Raw genomic sequence first — 17673 nt, forward strand, 5'->3', positions numbered from 1 at the left:
GCGATGCAGGCACCTCGGTACATCAGTTGCACCGCGGTGATGCTATCGCAGGCAAGCCAGCTCCCACACAAACCAGCTTCCACAGGGGCTCACCTGTGTTTGTGGGATTTGGCTTGGCATCACATCCCATTGAGAACCAAACCACCCTCCGTCGGTCAATGTGACCAGCACCTCATCGGCCCCATACAGGCTGATATATAGTTCATCCCTCGGCCCCTCCCACTACGAGTGCCCCATGCTTAACAAAGGATTGTTCCTGGCCTGCGCGCTGGCCCTGCTGAGCGCCTGCGATTCTTCCGATAAACCGGCGGCCCCGCCGGCCCCCGCAGCAGCGGCGGTTGCGCCCAAGCCTGCCAAAGTCGCCGTGGACGTGGCAGCGCTGAAGCAGCGTTATGCCGGGCGCGAGTTGAGCGTGGTGGATGTGTCCGAGGTGCAGCTCGACGGGGCCAGCACACTCTCCGTGAGTTTTTCCATTCCCCTGGACCCCGATCAGAAGTTCGCCGACAAACTCCACCTGGTGGACAGCAAGTCCGGCAAGGTCGATGGCGCCTGGGAAATCTCCGACAACCTGATGGAATTGCGCCTGCGCCATCTGGAGCCGCAGCGCAAACTGGTGCTCACCGTCGATGCCGGTGTGAAGGCAGTCAACGGCAACACCCTCGCCGCCGAATACATCGCCCGCCTGGAAACCCGTGACCTGCAAGCCACCGTCGGCTTCGCCAGCCGTGGCACCTTGCTGCCGACACGCCTGGCCGAAGGCCTGCCGGTGATCGCGCTGAACGTCGACAAGATCGACGTCGAATTCTTCCGCATCAAGCCCGAGTCCCTGCCCACCTTCCTCGCGCAGTGGGGGCGCAACACCAGCCTGCAAAGTTATGAATCCCGCGAACTGCTGCCCCTGGCCGATCTGGTTTACGGCGGTCGATTCGACCTGAACCCGGCGCGCAATACCCGCGAAACCCTGTTGCTGCCCATCGCCGGCCTCAAGCAATTGCAACAGCCGGGCGTGTACCTGGCGGTGATGCGCGCGTCGGGCACCTACAACTATTCCCAGCCGGCCACGCTGTTCACCCTGAGTGATATCGGCCTGTCGGTGCACCGCTACGCCAATCGCCTGGACGTGTTTACCCAGGCGCTGGAAGGCGGCAAGGCGCTGGATGGTGTTGACCTCGAAGTGCTCGACGCCGACGGCCGCGTGTTGGGCCAGGGCAAGACCGAGAAGGGCGGCCACGCCGAGTTGCCGCTGCCGAAAAAGGCTCAGGTGTTGTTGGCCAAGCAAGGCGAGCAGACCAGCATGCTGCGCCTCGACAGCGCCGCGCTGGACCTGGCGGAGTTCGACATCGGCGGCCAGCCGTCCCACCCGTTGCAGTTCTTTGTATTTGGCCCGCGCGACCTGTATCGCCCCGGCGAAACCGTGCTGCTCAACGCACTGCTGCGGGACAAGGATGGCAACGCGGTCAAGCCGCAGCCGGTGAGCGTCGAAGTGCGCCGCCCGGACGAGCAGGTCAGCCGCAAATTTGTCTGGGACGCCGACGCCTCTGGCCTCTATCAGTATCAACTGCAACTGGCCGGCGAAGCGCCGACCGGGCGCTGGCAGTTGGTGTTCGACCTGGGCGACGGCAAGCCGCAGCTGTATGAATTCCTCGTCGAAGACTTCCTGCCCGAGCGCCTGGCGCTGGAGCTCAAGGGCAGCGACACACCGTTGAGTCCTGCGGAAAACCCGGTGATCCAAGTCACTGGGCGTTACCTCTACGGCGCGCCGGCGTCCGGCAACCGGGTCAGCGGCCAAGTCTATGTGCGGCCATTGCGCGAGGCGGTCAAATCGCTGCCGGGCTACCAGTTCGGCTCCGTCACCGAAGAAGAGCTGAGCCAGGACTTCGAGCTGGACGAAAGCGTGCTCGACGCCAAGGGCCAGGAACAACTGACCCTGGAAAGCAAATGGGCCGACGCCAAGTCGCCGCTGCAATTGATCGTGCAGGCCAGCCTGCAAGAGTCCGGCGGGCGGCCGATCACTCGGCGCCTGGTGCAGCCGATCTGGCCGGCCGAGCAACTGCCGGGCCTGCGCGGGTTGTTTGACGGCAAGGAAACCAATGGCGACGGCCCGGCGGAATTCGAAGTGCTGCTGGCCAACCAGGACGGGCAGAAACTCGCCGCGCAAAACCTCAAGGTGCGCCTGGTGCGCGAGCGCCGCGACTATTACTGGAACTACTCCGAGAACGATGGCTGGAGCTATCACTTCAACGAGAAGTTCCTCAACCTCGATGAGCAGACCCTGAACATCAAGGCCGGCGACACCGCCAAGGTCAGCTTCCAGGTCGAGTGGGGCCCGTACCGCGTCGAGGTCGAAGACCCGCAGACCGGGTTGGTCAGCAGCCTGCGCTTCTGGGCCGGCTACCAGGCGCAGGACAATACCGAAGGCGGCGCCGTGCGTCCCGATCAGGTCAAGCTGGCGCTGGACAAACCCGCGTATGGCGACGGCGATACCGCCAACGTCACGGTGACGCCGCCCGCTGCCGGTAAAGGCTACCTGTTGGTGGAATCCGCCGAAGGCCCGTTGTGGTGGCAGGAAATCGAGGTGCCGGCCGAAGGCAAAAGCTTCGCCGTGAAGCTGGACCCGAAGTGGTCGCGCCATGATTTGTACGTGAGCGCTCTGGTGATCCGTCCCGGCGAGCGCAAAGCCAATATCACGCCAAAACGTGCGGTGGGCTTGCTGCACCTGCCGCTGGATCGCACCCAGCGCAAACTGGGCGTGACCCTCACCGCGCCGGAAAAAATGCGCCCCAAACAACCGCTGACGGTGAAAGTCGCGGCGAAAAATGCCGATGGCAGCGTGCCGAAACAGGTGCATGTGCTGGTGGCCGCGGTGGACGTCGGCATCCTCAATATCACCGAATACCCGACGCCCGATCCGTACTCCAGCCTGTTCGGCCGCAAGGCCTACGGTGTGGACCAGTTCGACATCTATGGCCAGTTGATCGAAGCCGGCCAAGGTCGCCTGGCCAGCCTGGCGTTTGGTGGCGATGCGGCGCTGGCCAAGGGCGGCAAGCGCCCCGACACCAGCGTGACCATCGTCGCCCTGCAAAGCGCGCCGGTGACCTTGAATGAGCAAGGCGAGGGCGAAGTCAGCGTCAACATTCCCGACTTCAACGGCGAGCTGCGCCTGATGGCCCAGGCCTGGAGCGATGATCGCTACGGCATGGCCGAAGCCAAGACGGTGATTGCCGCACCGTTGATTGCCGAACTGTCGGCGCCGCGCTTCCTCGCCGGTGGCGACCAGACGACCTTGGCGTTGGACCTGTCCAACCTGTCGGGCAAGGCGCAGAAACTCGATGTGCGCGTGAGTGTTGAAGGACAGCTCGAGCCGGTCAACGAAGGTGGGCAAACCGTCGAGCTGAAACAGGGCCAGCGCACCACGCTGCGCATCCCGGTGAAAGCCTGGGGTGGTTTGGGGCAGGGCAAGGTCAAGGTCACGGTGAACGGCCTCGATTTGCCGGGTGAAAACCTGCCGCCGTTCAGCCGTGAGTGGACCTTGGGCGTGCGCCCGGCGTATCCGGCACTGCTCAAGCATTACCGCGCGGTGCTCAAGGATCAGCCGTGGAGCCTGCCAGCGGGCGCGCTGGATCAGTTCGATGCCTCAGGGCGTGAAGCGCTGTTGAGCCTGTCGAGCCGGCCGCCGTTGAACCTTGGCGCGCAGATCAACGCGCTCAAGGCCTACCCGTATGGCTGCCTGGAACAGACCGCCAGCGGCCTGTACCCGTCGCTGTATGCCGACGATGCCTTGCTCAAGCGCCTGGCGATCAAGGGCGAGCCGGATGCCGAGCGCAAACGCAAGATCGAGCTGGGTATCGAGCGCCTGCTGGGCATGCAGCGCTACAACGGCAGCTTTGGTTTGTGGGGCGCCGATGGTGAAGAAGAATATTGGCTGACGGCTTACGTCACCGACTTCCTGCTGCGCGCCCGCGATCAAGGCTTTGCCGTACCGCCTGAAGCCTTGAAAAAGGCCAGCGAACGCCTGCTGCGTTATGTGCAGGAGCGCAACCTGATCGAGGTCGACTACAGCGACAACGCCGACCACACTCGCTTTGCCGTGCAGGCCTACGCCGGCATGGTGTTGGCGCGCAGCCAACAGGCGCCGTTGGGCGCGTTGCGCAGCCTGTTCGAGCGCCGCAGCGATGCACGCTCCGGCTTGCCGCTGGTGCAGTTGGCCATCGCCCTGCAAAAGATGGGCGACCAGCCGCGTGCGGACCAAGCGTTGCTGGCCGGTCTGGCGGCGCAGCGCAATGCCAATGAATGGCTGGCCGACTACGGCAGCCCGCTGCGCGATCAGGCGATGATCCTGGCACTGCTGGAAGAGAATGACCTGGCCAAGGGCAAGCGTGAGGAACGCTTGTTTACGCTGGCGGATCAACTGGCGGCCAGTCCGTACTTGTCTACCCAGGAGCGTAATTCGCTGTTCCTTGCCGGGCGCCTTGGGTTTGCCAAGCCTGAGTCGGACTGGAAAGTGCTGCTCGATGGCAGTGGTGGCATTCATGAACTGAACAATCAGCAGTCAACCCTGGACCTGGAAGGCAAGCTGCTGTCTGGCAACCTGAGCCTGACCAATCAGGGTGAAGTGCCGGTGTATCAACAACTGACGATCTCGGGTTATCCACAGGTGCCACCGGCGCCGGGTGGTGACAACCTGAGCATCCGCCGTGAATACCTGGGCATGAACGGCCAACCGCTGAACCTGCACAACCTCAACAGCGGCGACCTGGTACTGGTGCATCTGGCTGTCAGCGCCAAGCAGCGCGTGCCGGATGCCCTGGTGGTGGACCTGCTGCCGGCCGGCCTGGAACTGGAAAACCAGAACCTGGCGCAAAGTGCCGCCAGCCTGGAGAACGCCAGCAGCCAGGTGAAGGAATGGCGTGAGTCGATGCAGAACGCGTCGCTCAAGCACCAGGAATTCCGGGATGACCGTTATGTGGCGGCGTTGAACCTGGATGGCTCCGGCACCACGCATTTGCTGTATCTGGCACGAGCGGTGACGCCGGGCACGTACCGCGTGCCGCCGCCGCAGGTGGAGTCGATGTACCGGCCGAACTGGCAGGCGGTGGGAGAAACCCCGGCAGACCTGGTAATCAAGGGCCGCTGAAACCTCAATTTGAAATGAGGCCAGAATGTGGGAGCTGGCTTGCCTGCGATAGCTATCTGTCAGTTGATGCATCTTTGACTGATACACCGCTATCGCGGGCAAGCCCGCTCCCACAGGGGCTCAGGTGTTTGGCGGGGTTAGTGCACGACCCAACTCAGCAACCACAGCCCCAGCATCAACCAGATAATCCCGAAGATGATCGACGCACGCATAAACGCCCGCACCGCCGAATACAGGAACAGCAGGCCAATGATCAGCGTAAGGATGCTGATGATCGACGTGTCCATGCCCAACGTGCGTGACAGGCCTTCGACAAAGTTGCCGCCCGCGTTGGTCAAGGCACCGAACAAGCCGCTGAGCCCATCGACGATAAAGCGGATGACAGCACCGAGCGCCTGGCCCAACCATTCGAAAAAGCTTTCTACCTGCATGTGTGTGTCCTGATAAGAAGGTGGGCGTGTGTTTGCCTTTGGTTGTGATTGCGTCAGGCTAGTTCCCTATAAGCATAGAGGTTTGCAGGTTAAATAATGGGTTTCCCTAATTACTGGTGTACTCGGTCCAATGTGGGAGCGGGCTTGCTCGCGAATGCGGTGGGTCAGTGACCTCTTTATTACCTGACCCACCGCTATCGCAGGCAAGCCAGCTCCCACATTTTTTGCGCTGCGCATTGGGAATCGTTGTGTTGGTAGTCGCGCTGCTGTGGCTGGCCGACCGCATCTGGCCGCTGCCACTCCCTCAGGATGATCTGGCCCGCGTCGTCCTCGCCGAAGACGGCACGCCCTTGTGGCGCTTCGCCGATGCCAACGGCGTCTGGCGCTACCCAGTGCAAACCAGCGAAGTCTCGCCGTATTACCTCGACGCGTTGCTCACCTACGAAGACCGCTGGTTCTACTCGCACCCCGGGGTAAACCCGCTGGCACTGGCGCGCGCAACCTGGCAGAACCTCACCGGCGCACGGGTGGTGTCGGGTGGCAGCACCTTGTCGATGCAGGTCGCACGCTTGCTGGACCCGCATTCGCGCACCTTCCACGGCAAGCTGCGCCAGTTGTGGCGCACGGCGCAGTTGGAATGGCACCTGTCCAAGGACGAAATCCTCAACCTCTACCTGAACCGCGCGCCGTTTGGTGGAACCCTGCAAGGCGTGGCGGCGGCCAGTTGGGCGTACCTGGGCAAGTCCCCGGCCCAACTGACCCACGCCGAAGCCGCGTTGCTCGCCGTATTGCCCCAGGCTCCCAGCCGCCTGCGCCCCGACCGCCACCCGCAGCGCGCCCAGCAAGCCCGCGACAAAGTGCTGCGCCGCCTCGCTGAATTCAAGGTGTGGCCGCAAGCCGCCGTCGACGAAGCCCTGGAAGAACCGCTGCTGCTCGCTCCCCGCCTGGAACCGAGCCTCGCGCCCTTGCTCGCGCGCCGCCTGAACCGCCCCGACAGCCCGCCGCTGATCCGCACCACCCTCGACGCCACCTTGCAACGGCGTCTCGAAGACCTGCTGCTGGGCTGGCGCGCACGTTTGCCGGAACACACCTCGGCGGCCATCCTGGTGGTGGAAGAGGAAAGCATGGCCGTGCGCGCCTACCTCGGTTCAGTGGATATCAACGACGCCAAGCGTTTTGGCCATGTGGACATGATCAGCGCATTGCGTTCGCCGGGCTCGACGCTGAAACCCTTTCTCTACGGCATGGCGCTGGACGACGGCCTGATCCACTCCGAATCCCTGCTGCAAGACGTGCCTCGGCGCTACGGCGATTATCGGCCGGGCAACTTCTCCATGGGTTTTACCGGCGCGGTGCCGGCGAGTACGGCGCTGTCCAGTTCGCTGAACTTGCCGGCTGTGCAGTTGCTGGAAGCCTATGGGCCCAAGCGCTTCGCGGCGCAGATGCGCATCGGTGGCGTGCCCCTGGCGCTGCCCGCATTGGCTGAGCCGAACCTGGCCTTGATCCTCGGCGGCGCGGGCAGTCGCTTGGAAGACCTGGTCAGCGGCTACAGCGCCTTTGCCCGGGACGGCAAGAGCGCGACGATCCGTTTGCAGCCGGATGACATGCTCAGGGAGCGCCCGATGTTATCCCCAGGCGCCGCGTGGATTGTGCGGCGCATCCTCAGTGGCCAGGCGCGACCCGACCGCGACCCGCGTGCCGAGTTGGTCCAGCGCCCGGTGCTGGCCTGGAAAACCGGGACCAGCTACGGCTTTCGTGATGCCTGGGCGATTGGCGTGGGCCCGCGTTATTTGATCGGCGTGTGGATCGGCCGCCCGGATGGCACGCCGGTACCCGGCCAGTTCGGCCTGGCCTCGGCTGCGCCGTTGATGTTGCAGGTGCATGACGTGCTGACCAACCGTGACAGCCAGCGCGGCATCAGCGCGCCCGTCAGGCCGGTGCCGGCGAATGTCGGCGTGGCGGCGATCTGTTGGCCGCTGGGCCAGCCGATGAATCGCAGCGATCCGAATTGCCGTCGCCAGCGCTTCGCCTGGACGCTGGACAACACCACGCCGCCGACCTTGCAGGCGCTGGATCAACCGTTGAGCGTGGGCTTGATGGAGAGCGTATGGGTGAATGCCAAGGGCTTGCGGGTAGACGCCCGTTGCGCGGGCGCAGAACTGAAAAACATCGCCCTGTGGCCTGCGCCATTGGAGCCGTGGTTGCCGCGCGTCGAGCGCCGCGAAGCACGCATCCCGGCCGCCGATCCCGATTGCCCGCCACCGGCGTTGGCGGCGTCTTCGCCGCTGTCGATTGTCGGGGTGCGTGAAGGGGATCAACTGCGCCTGCCGGCCGCCAGCCAACAGGCGCTGCGCCTGAAAATTTCGGCGTTGGGCGGCAGTGGGCGGCGTTGGTGGTTTCTTAATGGCGAGCCGTTGGGGGACAGTGCGAATCAGGACTTTATCAATGCCAGTTTCGAGCGGCTGGGGCGTTATCAATTGAGTGTGTTGGATGAGGCGGGGCAGACGGCTCGGCTTGAGTTCAGTGTCGTCGATTAGAGCGCTATCGCAGGCAAGCCAGCTCCCACAGTGGATTGGGCTCACACGGTGAAAATGTGGGAGCGGGCTTGCCCGCGATGGCGGCCCAAAGGTTCACTTGCCTTCAAGGCCAAACCCCCCGAAGCTACACACCTTCAGGAGCCCCCGCATGAACCTCGAACACCTCACCGAACGCCTGCACCGCATCCGCGATAACAACGACTGGAAGCAGTTCCACAGCCCGAAAAACCTGGCCATGGCCGCCAGCGTCGAAATGGCCGAGCTGGTGGAGATCTTCCAATGGCTCACCGAAGACCAATCCCGCCAGCTGCCCGCTGAAAAGCTCGCCCACGCCGGGCAGGAAGTCGGCGATATCGTCTTGTACCTGTTGTTGCTGTGCAGCGAGTTGGGCCTGGACATGAACGAGGTGGTGCGCGCCAAACTGGCCGACAGCGAACGGCGGTTTGCCCATGAGTGATCGCCATTTCGACCAACTGGCCACGCGCTTCGCCGAGAAGATCTACGGCGGGGCCAAAGGTGCGATCCGCCTGGCCGTGCTCCAGGCCGACCTGAGTGAAGCGCTGCCCCAGCGCCCATTGCGCGTGCTGGATATCGGCGCGGGCCTGGGCCATATGTCGCTGTGGCTGGCCGAGCAAGGCCATCAGGTGACCCTGGCCGAGCCCGCCGAACCGATGCTCGACGGCGCGCGCCAACGCTTTGCCGACGCCGGGCAGACCGCGACGTTTATCCATGCACCCTGGCAAGAGTTGCTCGGCCAACTCACCGAGCCGTACGACCTGGTGCTGTGCCACGCCGTGCTGGAGTGGCTGGCCGAACCCCATGCGATCCTGCCGGTGCTGCACCAACTCACGGTGCCCGGCGGCTGGTTGTCGTTGGCGTTCTACAACCGCGATGCGCTGATTTATCGCAACCTGCTCAAAGGCCACTTCCGCAAGATGCGCAAGAACGACATGGCCGGCGAGAAGCAGAGCCTTACCCCGCAACAGCCGCTCGACCCGCGTGAGCTGGCGGCGCAACTCGATGGCCTTTGGCAGGTCGAAAGCCAAAGCGGCGTGCGGGTATTCCACGACTACATGCCGGTGGAGTTCCAGGCCCGCGCGAATCTACAGGACTTGTTGGAGATGGAACTCGCTCACCGTCGTCACCCAAGCTTTGCCGGACTTGGGCGTTATTTGCACTGGATCTGCCGTCCGGTTTAAGCGGCCCAGTCTGCGGAGGTCGAAATGCGTCGTCTCTGTTTGATCCTGTTGTCCCTCGGTCTGGGCGCGTGTTCCAGCCCCAACCCTTACGTCGCCGCGTCGGCGCCGATGCCGCCTGCGCCCGCGCAGGCGGCCAACACCTTTGATGCCAGCGCCTACCCCGCGCCGGTGCGTGACTACGGCGCGTATCGCAGTTGGGCCTGGCGCAATGGCCAACTCCCGCCCGGCACCGCCTGGGCCGATTCGGCGCAGATCGCCGAAGCCGTCAACGGCGCCCTTGACCAGCGCGGCTTGCGCCCGCAGCGCGCCAACCAGCCCGCCGACCTGCTGGTCAGCGCCGACGTGCGCCTGGAGAAGCGCCTCAAGCAAGTCCAGGATGACTACGGCTACGGATACGGCGGCTATAACCGCTATGGCAATGGCTACGGCATGTACAACTCGGCACCCATCGTGCGCACGTATGAAGTGACGGTGGCGGTGGTGCGGGTCAACCTGTTCGATGCGCGCAGCGGCCAGCCGGTGTGGAGCACCAGCGCAGAAACCGCCAGCCAGGGCAGCCTCAGCGAACGCGCCGACGCGTTGCGCAAGGCCGTGCAAAAAGCGCTGAGCGCCTATCCGCCGAGTTAAGCGCTATTCTCATCCCAGGCTCAGGTCGTACTTTGGAGAACAACCATGTTTCGTCGTATCGCAACGCTCGCTTTTTTAGTGCTGCTGGGCGGTTGCCAGAGCAATCAGGTCAACCACGATTTTGACGCCAGCCGCGACTTCGGCGCCTACCGCAACTGGGCCTGGAAAGACCCGGCGCTGCAATACCGCCCGGATGATCCACGGATCAAGAGCGACCTCACCGAGCAACGCATCCGCCAGGCCGTCGGCGAGCAACTCGACCAACGCGGCCTGCGCCCGGCGGCGGCAGGCACCAAGGCGGACCTGAACGTGCAGGCCTACCTGATCGTCGAAGACCGCCAGCAGCAAGTCACCACCAACTACGGCGGCGCCTGGGGCGGGCCGTGGAATGGCTACTGGGGTGCGCCGATGTACAACGAAACACGCAACATCACCTACAAGGTGGCGACCATCCAGATCGACCTGCTCGACGGCAAGGACGGCAAACTGGTGTGGCGCGGCAGTGACGAACAGATGATGGCCAGCACGCCGAATCCGCAGGATCGCAGCAGTGCCATTCGCACTACGGTGACTAAAATTCTCTCCAACTACCCGCCGCACTGAGTTCCCCCTGTGGGAGCGGGCTTGCCCGCGATAGCGGTCTGTCAGTCAAAGATGCATCAACTGACAGCTAGCTATCGCAGCGATGCGGCGCCCCGACAAGCCAGCTCCCACATTTGTTTTGTAGCCGGCCCAACATCTCCGTCAGTCGCCAATGTGGCGACTGGCCAGCGCACCCGCCAAGCCTTGTCTACACTCCACTGCACCTACGGAGAGTAAGCGCTAAAGGAGTGCTCGATGTCTCCCCGACTTCGTTCCAGGCAGCGTGGTGCGATTGGCTTGACGGCGGCCCTGACCCTCGGGTTGGCGCTGGTCTTCCTGTTGTTGGTCATCGACAGCGGGCGGCTGTACCTGGAGAAGCGCAAGTTGCAAGGCATTGCCGATATGGCCGCGCTGGAAGCGGTGCAGCGCAATGGCAACTGCATCCCCGCCACCAACACCGCGCCGGTCTATGCGGGCGCCAGCGCCACGCGCAACGGCTATGTCATCCCCCCCGGCAATGCCCTGAACGTGAACTGCGGCACGCTGACCACCAACGCCAGCAATCTGCGCGTGTTCAGTGCCGATGCGACCAAGACCGACGCCATCCAGGTGGTCGCCTCGCGCCCGGTGTTGACCAGTGTCGCCGGCGGCGTGTGGTCGCTGTTCAATGGCAACGCCTACAACCTGACGACGCAGTTGACGGCCAAGGCGGTTGCCGCGCCGAAGATCCTGCCGCCGCAGGCGCAGTTGACGATCAAATCAACGGTGCTGACGGTTGATAGCACCAACTCGGCCGCGCTGGACCTATTGTTCGGCAAATTGCTGGGCGGCAGCTTGTCGCTGGGGGTTGTTGGCTATCAGGGGTTGGTGGGTAGCGATATCAACCTGCTCAGCTACCTGAACCAGCTGGCGTTGAACGTGAACGTGCAAGCGGGCAATTACGACGAGTTGCTGGCCAAGAATCTCAAGATCGGCCAACTGATCGATGCCGCCGTCACGGTGTTGCAGGCCGGTGGGAGCACCGCCTCAGTGGCCGCGGCGACAGCGCTGGGCAAGATCAGCGCATTGGTGGGGACCGCCGACGTGACCTTGGGCACCCTCCTGCAATTGCAGACAGGGGCGGTGTCGTCGGGGCTCAACACCACGGTGAATGCGTTCCAGTTGGCGCAAGCCTTCGTGCAACTGGCCAACAAGATGAACGGTGTGGTGGCCGACATTCCGGTGACGATCCCGGGGGTCAATGTGAACGTCAAGGTCAAAGTCATTCAGCCACCGCAGCTGTCGTCGATTGGCGACCCCACGTACGCCAAGAATAAAACCGATGCGACCACCCGCATCTATGTGCGCACCGCGCAGGTCAGCGTGGGCCTGACGGTGACCTTGCCGGTGCTTGGAACACCTTTGGTCAATACGGCCTTGAACGGCTTGGTCAGCCCGCTTTCCGACGTGCTGAACAATTTGCTCAGCCTGAACCTGGCTGGGACGCTCAGTTCAGTCTTCTGCGCTATTGGCGGCACCCCTTGTCAGAGCACTGACTTGAAGCTGCTGTCGTCCGCGACCAACCCATCGGTGCCCAGTGTGGATGTGATCCTCGAACTGGGTAGCGCTGAAAGCTATGTCACTGGGTTCACCTGCGCCAGCGACGCGACCAAAACACTGACCACCCAAACCAACACGTCGCTGGTGACGATCAAGATAGGCCAGAGCCCTACGCTCATTAATTCGTTGGGCGCGAGCCCGCCATTGTCCCCGGTGCCACCGCTGCCGGTGCTCGACATCGGTGCGATTACCTGTCTCAAACCGCTGCTGGGGCTTGGCCCAACGACCTGTGATCAAAGCTCTCGCAAGCCGTTTTATGGCGGAGGGATAGGCGTTCTTATCGACCCAAGCGTGGGGACACAACCTGTGTCCGGTGCCGCCTACACCTTCCCCCAGCCACCGGAGATCAAGCAGCCACCGCAGTATCATCCGCTGTTGACCACCAACCTGGTGGCGTCCATCGGCACAGCGTTGAAAACCGGGTTGAAATTCCAGGTCTACCAACCCACAGGGTTCAACCTGCTGGGTAACCTGTTGGTCACCGGTGGCACGTTGCTCAATGACTTGACCACGACGCTGGGCGGGGTGATTGGCAACGTGCTCAGCCCGATTGTCGATCCATTGGCCAATGGTTTGCTCATGACTCTGGGCATCAATCTGAACCAGGTCGAAGTCGGCGCCAACCTCAGTTGCAAGCCCCACGGCCAGGCGGCACTGGTGAACTAGGCCAGCGGCAACTCCACGCAGAACTGCGCGCCGTGCTCGCCGTTGCTGACGCTCAGGCGTCCGCCCATGTTCTCCACAATGCCGTAGCTCACCGACAAGCCCAGCCCGGTGCCCACGCCAATCGGCTTGGTGGTGAAGAACGGCTCGAAGATCCGCTCCAGCAAACGCGGGTCGATGCCGCCACCGTTGTCTTCGACCCAGATGCGCACGTGGCTGGCGTCATGCTCGCTGTGCACGGCGATCCAGGGGCGCAGCTGCGGCTGTTTTTCCCGTTGGCTGAGCAGCGCGTCGCGGGCGTTGACCATCAGGTTGATCAGCACCTGTTCCAGCTGATCGACGTAACCTTTGACCTGCACCGTGAAGCCCGCCGGGGTCAGGCGCACATCCACGCCCTTGCCGCGCAGGCCTTCGCTGAGCAGGGACAAGGTGCCTTCCACCGCCTGTGCCGGGTCGAAGGGTTGTTGCTCGATTTCCGAGCGCCGGCCGAACACGCGCATATGGTCCACCACCCGCGCAGCACGCTGCACCTGGGTGTCGATGCGCTGGAGTTTTTCGCTCAGGTAATCGATCTGCACCTCGCCACTGCTCAGGCGCTTGAGCACATTGGCGATGGCCATGCGCATTACGTTCAGCGGCTGGTTGATCTCGTGGGCCAGGCCCGTGGCCATTTCGCCGAGCGTGGCCATTTTCGCGCTTTGCGTCAGTTGCTGCTGGGAGCGGCGCACTTCGGTGTTGTCGCGGCCCACGGCCTGCACTTCCACCAGCGTGCCGTTTTCATCGAAGACGCCACGGTCCGACCACACCCACCAGGCATGCGCGCGCCCCGGCAGTTGCAGGCTGATTTCGGCGGTGCTGACCGGGAACTCCGGGGTCAGTTGGCCGATGCGCTGCACGAAGCTTGCGCGTTGCTCATCCGACAACCAATCCGCCAGGTTCAGCCCGGGCAATTGTTCGGGTTGGCACTCCAGGTAATTGGCCAGCGGGGTGTTGCCGAAGGTCAGGGTCAAGTCCGGGCGGTAGCGGCAAATCATCGCCGGCGAATCCTCCACGAGGATGCGGTAGCGCTCCTCGCTTTGCTTGACCTGCTCGGTTGCCAGGGTCGCCTCGGTGACGTCCAGCCACAGGCCCACGGCTTCCACCGGCAGGCCGAGGTCGTCTCGCAGCAACTTGGCTTCGTCGAGCAACCAGTGATAGTTGCCGAGTTTGTCCTGGACCCGATAGCGACTGCGCACGCTGCCTTCGCGCAGCAATTGGCGGGTGCGTTCGAAGTACAGGTCGCGGTCGTCGGGGTGCAGCCATTCGATCAGGCTGGCCGGGGTGCATTCGGCCAGGGTGCGACCAAGCAAGGGCAGCAGGCTGTCGCTGAAAAACAGCGGTTGCAGGGTGCCTTCGACATAGCGCTGCACGTAGATGATCGCGGGCGCGCTGGCGATCAGGTTGTCCAATCGCGCATGGGCGGCGGCGGCTTGTTGCTGCTGGTTCTTGATGTCGCTGATGTCCAGCATGAAGCCGATCAGCCGGCGGTTGTTGCCCATGCCCAGCGCCTGGCCCTGCACGCGATACCACACCGGGTTTTGTGCCGCGTCGAGGCGGTGCAGGCGCACGCTGGTGGACAGCGGTTTGCTCAGGGTCTGCAAGTCTTGCAGGCGGCTGGCGAGTTCCTGGCGGTCGGCGGGGTGGAACAGCAGCAGCCAGTCGGCCACGGCCAGGCGTGTGGCCGGGGCGTCAGGGTCGAGATGTTGCTGCAGTTGCGGGGCCAGCTGGATGTCTTCGCTGTGGTTGGGCAACTCCCACCAACCGGTGCCGAGCAAACTTTGCAGGGCTTCCAGGCGATCCAGTTGTTGTTGATGGCGCTGTTCGCGCAGCCGGCTGAGCAGGGGCGCGGCGAGGGCGGCGGCCAGTTGCAGCCAGTCGCGCGCAAAGGTGTCCTCGGCCTGGAAGAAGCCACACAGCAGCCACGCGGCGACACCATGATCATCGCGATAGGGCACCAGGAAACCTTCGGCATTGCCGAAAATTCCTTGCAGGCGTGGATGCTCGCTGTGGCCGTGGTTGCGGGTCAGGTGCACGGGTGCGGTGCCACCGAGGCTATCCAGGGCGCCGCCGAGGAGCTGGCCGTCGCGCCACAGCAGCGGGGCGTCAAAGGCGCGGTACTGGCTGTGGACTTGCCAGCCCTGGTCGTGTTCGTCGAGCAGGGCGATGGCGACGCAGGGCACCTGGAAGTGCTGGGCGATGCTTTGCAGGTTGTCCTGCACCACCTCCGGCAGGCGGGTCAGGCTGCACACGCGCAGGCGTTCGCTGATCTGCGCGCTGAGCAACTGGTGGCGCTCGCGGGTGTCGGCGTGCTGGCGGTGGGCGAGCAGGTCGCCGATATCCAGCAGCTGCAAGCGCCAGCCATCGCCGTGGGGTTGCAGCCAGCCACGGGTGTGCAGGGGGCTGGCGGCAAACCCGTGGAAGTCCAGGTCAAGGATCTGCCCCTGCCAGTCGGCGGGGCGGCCTTCGATGACCACGCCACTGTGGGCACACAGGTAGTCCAGCAATGGGACGGGTTGTTGCGTGGTGGTGTGTTTGACCAGGCGATGGCGCAGGGCGCCGTGGATGTGCAGGACGCGGCCAAGCGGGTCCAGGTCGATCTGCAAATCGGCGCCGGCGCTCACCAGGGCCGGCGGTACAGGGACCTCGGGCGGCCGGCCGAGGAGGCGATCGAAGAACTTTTCCCCCGAGGTCAAAATTGCAGGCTCGCTTGGGCTGTGAGCGTGGTTGGCAGGTTGGGCACGGTGCCAAAGCCCGGCAGCACAAGGAACGGCAGCACGTTTTTGAGGTTACTGGAGGGGTAGTTGATCTGTACGGTCAGCAGGTTGGCCGTGAAGCTCGTGGTGATGTAGGCCGGCACGAAGTTGAACGCAGGTGGCAGCCACTGCAATTGGGCCTGGGCACCCGCCACGGCGCGGGCTTGCACGGCGGCGGCGTAACCGGGGGTGGTGGGGTCCAGCGCGACGCTGCGCCGAACGCCTTCGGCGGTTGCCTGGTTGAACGACTGCAACAGCAGTAACGGCAGGCTATAGCTGACCAGGCCATAGAACACGGCGAAAAAGATCATGAACACCAGCGCGAATTCAATCGCGGCGGCACCTTTCTGTTTTCTAGGAAGGCCCTTTCTCATGACTGCGTCTACCCTGACTACCACTACCTGATATCAGCATAGAATCATTCAGCAAAAAGGGATTTTTTTTACGTGATTCAGAGCCTCTTTCTGTTCGCCTGGCTGGCGCTGTGCGCGGTGCAAGATATCCGCCAACGCCAGATCGCCAACTCCCTGACGCTCGGCGCTTTCCTGCTGGCCCTGGCCTATCTGCTGTGGAGCGGCACCACCTGGCTGGGCGCTACGCCGGCCGAGGGAGGCTGGGCGTTTGCCCTCGCGGTTCTGTTCACCTTGCCTGGTTATGCGTTGGGGCGCTTGGGCGCTGCGGACGTAAAACTGCTGGCGGCCCTCGCGCTGGCGACCAATTGTGAGTACTTGCTAGGCACCTTTATCGGTGCCGGGTTGGCCAGTGCCACCTGGTTGCTGCTGGCGCCAAAAGTGTGGCCGCTGATGAATCAAGGGGTTAGGGACACACTTCACTACCTGGGCCCCGAGCAGTCAAAAAAACAACCCTTCGCTCCGTTTTTACTGGTCGGATTTACCCTGGCTTGGCTTTGGATCCCTTTAGTCGCGACGTAGGTTAGCGCTATGTACATAGTAGGAAAGTGCGTCTACGTTTATAGCTATGGTGTGCGAAATAGACGCTGTTGGCACGGATTGATCAGACTTTGGCTTGCCCAGGCATGGAGTAGCGCGTGAACAAGCTTACCCCGCAAATGAAAGTGCTCGTGGTCGACGATCAGCCCTTGATCGTGGAAGAGTTGTGCGAATTCCTCGAAAGCAACGGTTACCGTTGCGTGCCTTGCCATTCCAGCCCTCAAGCCGTTGCACGGTTTAGTGAAGACGCCGAGATCGGCCTGGTGCTGTGCGATCTGCACATGCCGGACATGGACGGCATCGAGCTGGTCCAGGAACTGCAACGCATCGCCGGCAAACAGCGCGCCTTCGAGGCGATCATGCTGACCGGTCGCGCCGACAAACAGGACGTGATCAAGGCATTGCGTGCCGGGATTGCCGATTACTATCAAAAACCGATCAACCTCGACGAACTGCTCGAAGGCCTGCAACGCCAGGAGACGGCGTTGCGTGAGCGGCAAAAGGGTGTGGAGCTGGGGCAACTGAATCAGAAGCTGCAGTTTCTGTCGGCCTCCATCGATGACCTGTACCACGACCTCGACAAAGTGCGCAGCAGCCCGCAGTCAACCGGCCACGATGCGCCGGACGACCTGGCCGACGCCGACAGCACGGAAATGCCTGCCATTTTCAAACAGCTGTCGCCGCGCCAATTGGACGTGGCGCGCCTGGTCGGCAAAGGCCAGACCAACTATCAGATCGCCTGTGAGCTGGGCATCACCGAGAACACGGTCAAACTCTACGTGTCCCAGGTGCTGCGCCTGACCCATATGCACAACCGCACGCAACTGGCGCTGGCGCTGTCACCGAGCAATTCGTCGATACGCCAGCGCGTGACTGCCCACTAGTTACTGCTGCCCTTCGCGGCACCGCCCTGTTTCTGGTCGAAGTATTCGGGAATGGGGTGTTTGTAACTTTCGATCAAACGTTGCATGGCCTGCTCGCGCTCAGCCGGGGAGGCTTTTTGCGGTGTGGTCGTCGCCAACTGCCCTTTGATCTGCAATTGCAGCCAGCCTTCGGTCTGCCGCTGGTACACCGATGACGGCCCGGGCTCGATCGCCAGCGCGGTCAGGGGCAGGGTGGCCAAGAGCAGATGGGCGAGGGGTTTGAGTTTCATCGGGAC

General features: G+C 63.2%; 13 protein-coding genes. 9 read left to right on the plus strand and 4 right to left on the minus strand.

The window, feature by feature from the left end:
- Nucleotides 1-235 precede the first annotated feature (235 nt).
- On the plus strand, nt 236-5134 hold the full coding sequence (locus ACU688_RS26335; RefSeq protein ID WP_448186988.1) for an alpha-2-macroglobulin: 4899 nt from the start codon (nt 236-238) through the stop codon (nt 5132-5134).
- Nucleotides 5135-5271: 137 nt separating this feature from the next.
- Here the strand turns inward: ACU688_RS26335 and ACU688_RS26340 are convergent, their stop codons facing one another.
- On the minus strand, nt 5272-5565 hold the full coding sequence (locus tag ACU688_RS26340) for a hypothetical protein (RefSeq protein WP_448186989.1): 294 nt from the start codon (nt 5563-5565) through the stop codon (nt 5272-5274).
- A gap of 224 nt (nt 5566-5789) precedes the next feature.
- On the opposite strand from ACU688_RS26340, the gene pbpC reads away from it, so the two are divergent.
- The 6 genes from pbpC to ACU688_RS26370 all read left to right on the plus strand — a co-directional run bounded on the left by pbpC (nt 5790) and on the right by ACU688_RS26370 (nt 12775).
- The gene (pbpC, locus tag ACU688_RS26345) at nt 5790-8102 is read left to right on the plus strand and encodes a peptidoglycan glycosyltransferase PbpC (protein WP_448186990.1); all 2313 of its coding nucleotides are present in this window, start codon (nt 5790-5792) and stop codon (nt 8100-8102) included.
- 148 nt (nt 8103-8250) lie between these two features.
- Nucleotides 8251-8559: a MazG-like family protein gene (locus tag ACU688_RS26350; RefSeq protein ID WP_105695251.1), complete on the plus strand. Its 309-nt coding sequence runs from the start codon at nt 8251-8253 to the stop codon at nt 8557-8559.
- Nucleotides 8552-9301, plus strand: coding sequence for a methyltransferase (locus ACU688_RS26355; protein WP_448186991.1), 750 nt, complete (start codon nt 8552-8554; stop codon nt 9299-9301). The genes ACU688_RS26350 and ACU688_RS26355 overlap by 8 nt, the downstream gene beginning before the upstream one ends.
- Nucleotides 9302-9325: 24 nt before the next feature.
- Complete coding sequence (locus ACU688_RS26360; protein WP_448186992.1) at nt 9326-9928, plus strand: DUF4136 domain-containing protein; 603 nt, start codon at nt 9326-9328, stop codon at nt 9926-9928.
- A gap of 45 nt (nt 9929-9973) precedes the next feature.
- Nucleotides 9974-10531, plus strand: a complete 558-nt coding sequence (locus ACU688_RS26365; RefSeq protein ID WP_448186993.1) for a DUF4136 domain-containing protein — start codon at nt 9974-9976, stop codon at nt 10529-10531.
- A gap of 234 nt (nt 10532-10765) precedes the next feature.
- Nucleotides 10766-12775, plus strand: a complete 2010-nt coding sequence (locus tag ACU688_RS26370) for a pilus assembly protein TadG-related protein (RefSeq protein ID WP_448186994.1) — start codon at nt 10766-10768, stop codon at nt 12773-12775.
- Here ACU688_RS26370 and ACU688_RS26375 read toward each other — a convergent pair.
- Entirely contained in the window at nt 12772-15504 is a 2733-nt protein-coding gene (locus ACU688_RS26375) for an ATP-binding protein (RefSeq protein ID WP_448186995.1), read from the minus strand. The two genes, ACU688_RS26370 and ACU688_RS26375, sit on opposite strands and share 4 nt — an antisense overlap.
- Complete coding sequence (locus tag ACU688_RS26380) at nt 15501-15938, minus strand: TadE/TadG family type IV pilus assembly protein (RefSeq protein ID WP_448186996.1); 438 nt, start codon at nt 15936-15938, stop codon at nt 15501-15503. The genes ACU688_RS26375 and ACU688_RS26380 overlap by 4 nt, the downstream gene beginning before the upstream one ends.
- 72 nt (nt 15939-16010) lie before the next feature.
- Between ACU688_RS26380 and ACU688_RS26385 the strand changes: the two genes are divergently transcribed.
- Together ACU688_RS26385 and ACU688_RS26390 are read left to right on the plus strand one after the other, a co-directional pair.
- The gene (locus tag ACU688_RS26385) at nt 16011-16496 is read left to right on the plus strand and encodes a prepilin peptidase (protein ID WP_448186997.1); all 486 of its coding nucleotides are present in this window, start codon (nt 16011-16013) and stop codon (nt 16494-16496) included.
- 116 nt (nt 16497-16612) lie between these two features.
- The gene (locus ACU688_RS26390; protein ID WP_448186998.1) at nt 16613-17398 is read left to right on the plus strand and encodes a response regulator; all 786 of its coding nucleotides are present in this window, start codon (nt 16613-16615) and stop codon (nt 17396-17398) included.
- Here ACU688_RS26390 and ACU688_RS26395 read toward each other — a convergent pair.
- Entirely contained in the window at nt 17395-17667 is a 273-nt protein-coding gene (locus ACU688_RS26395) for a DUF3613 domain-containing protein (protein WP_448186999.1), read from the minus strand. The genes ACU688_RS26390 and ACU688_RS26395 overlap by 4 nt on opposite strands.
- Between the last annotated feature and the right edge of the window lie 6 nt (nt 17668-17673).

Source organism: Pseudomonas acericola (SeqCode) (assembly GCF_053456465.1).

Excerpts from the sequence above, each read along its gene's own strand:
- ACU688_RS26340 (WP_448186989.1), bottom strand. The coding sequence starts at position 5,565 with ATGCAGGTAGAAAGCTTTTTCGAATGGTTGGGCCAGGCGCTCGGTGCT.
- ACU688_RS26370 (WP_448186994.1), top strand. The coding sequence starts at position 10,766 with ATGTCTCCCCGACTTCGTTCCAGGCAGCGTGGTGCGATTGGCTTGACG.
- ACU688_RS26360 (WP_448186992.1), top strand. The coding sequence starts at position 9,326 with ATGCGTCGTCTCTGTTTGATCCTGTTGTCCCTCGGTCTGGGCGCGTGT.
- ACU688_RS26380 (WP_448186996.1), bottom strand. The coding sequence starts at position 15,938 with ATGAGAAAGGGCCTTCCTAGAAAACAGAAAGGTGCCGCCGCGATTGAA.
- ACU688_RS26395 (WP_448186999.1), bottom strand. The coding sequence starts at position 17,667 with ATGAAACTCAAACCCCTCGCCCATCTGCTCTTGGCCACCCTGCCCCTG.
- ACU688_RS26355 (WP_448186991.1), top strand. The coding sequence starts at position 8,552 with ATGAGTGATCGCCATTTCGACCAACTGGCCACGCGCTTCGCCGAGAAG.
- ACU688_RS26365 (WP_448186993.1), top strand. The coding sequence starts at position 9,974 with ATGTTTCGTCGTATCGCAACGCTCGCTTTTTTAGTGCTGCTGGGCGGT.
- ACU688_RS26350 (WP_105695251.1), top strand. The coding sequence starts at position 8,251 with ATGAACCTCGAACACCTCACCGAACGCCTGCACCGCATCCGCGATAAC.
- ACU688_RS26335 (WP_448186988.1), top strand. The coding sequence starts at position 236 with ATGCTTAACAAAGGATTGTTCCTGGCCTGCGCGCTGGCCCTGCTGAGC.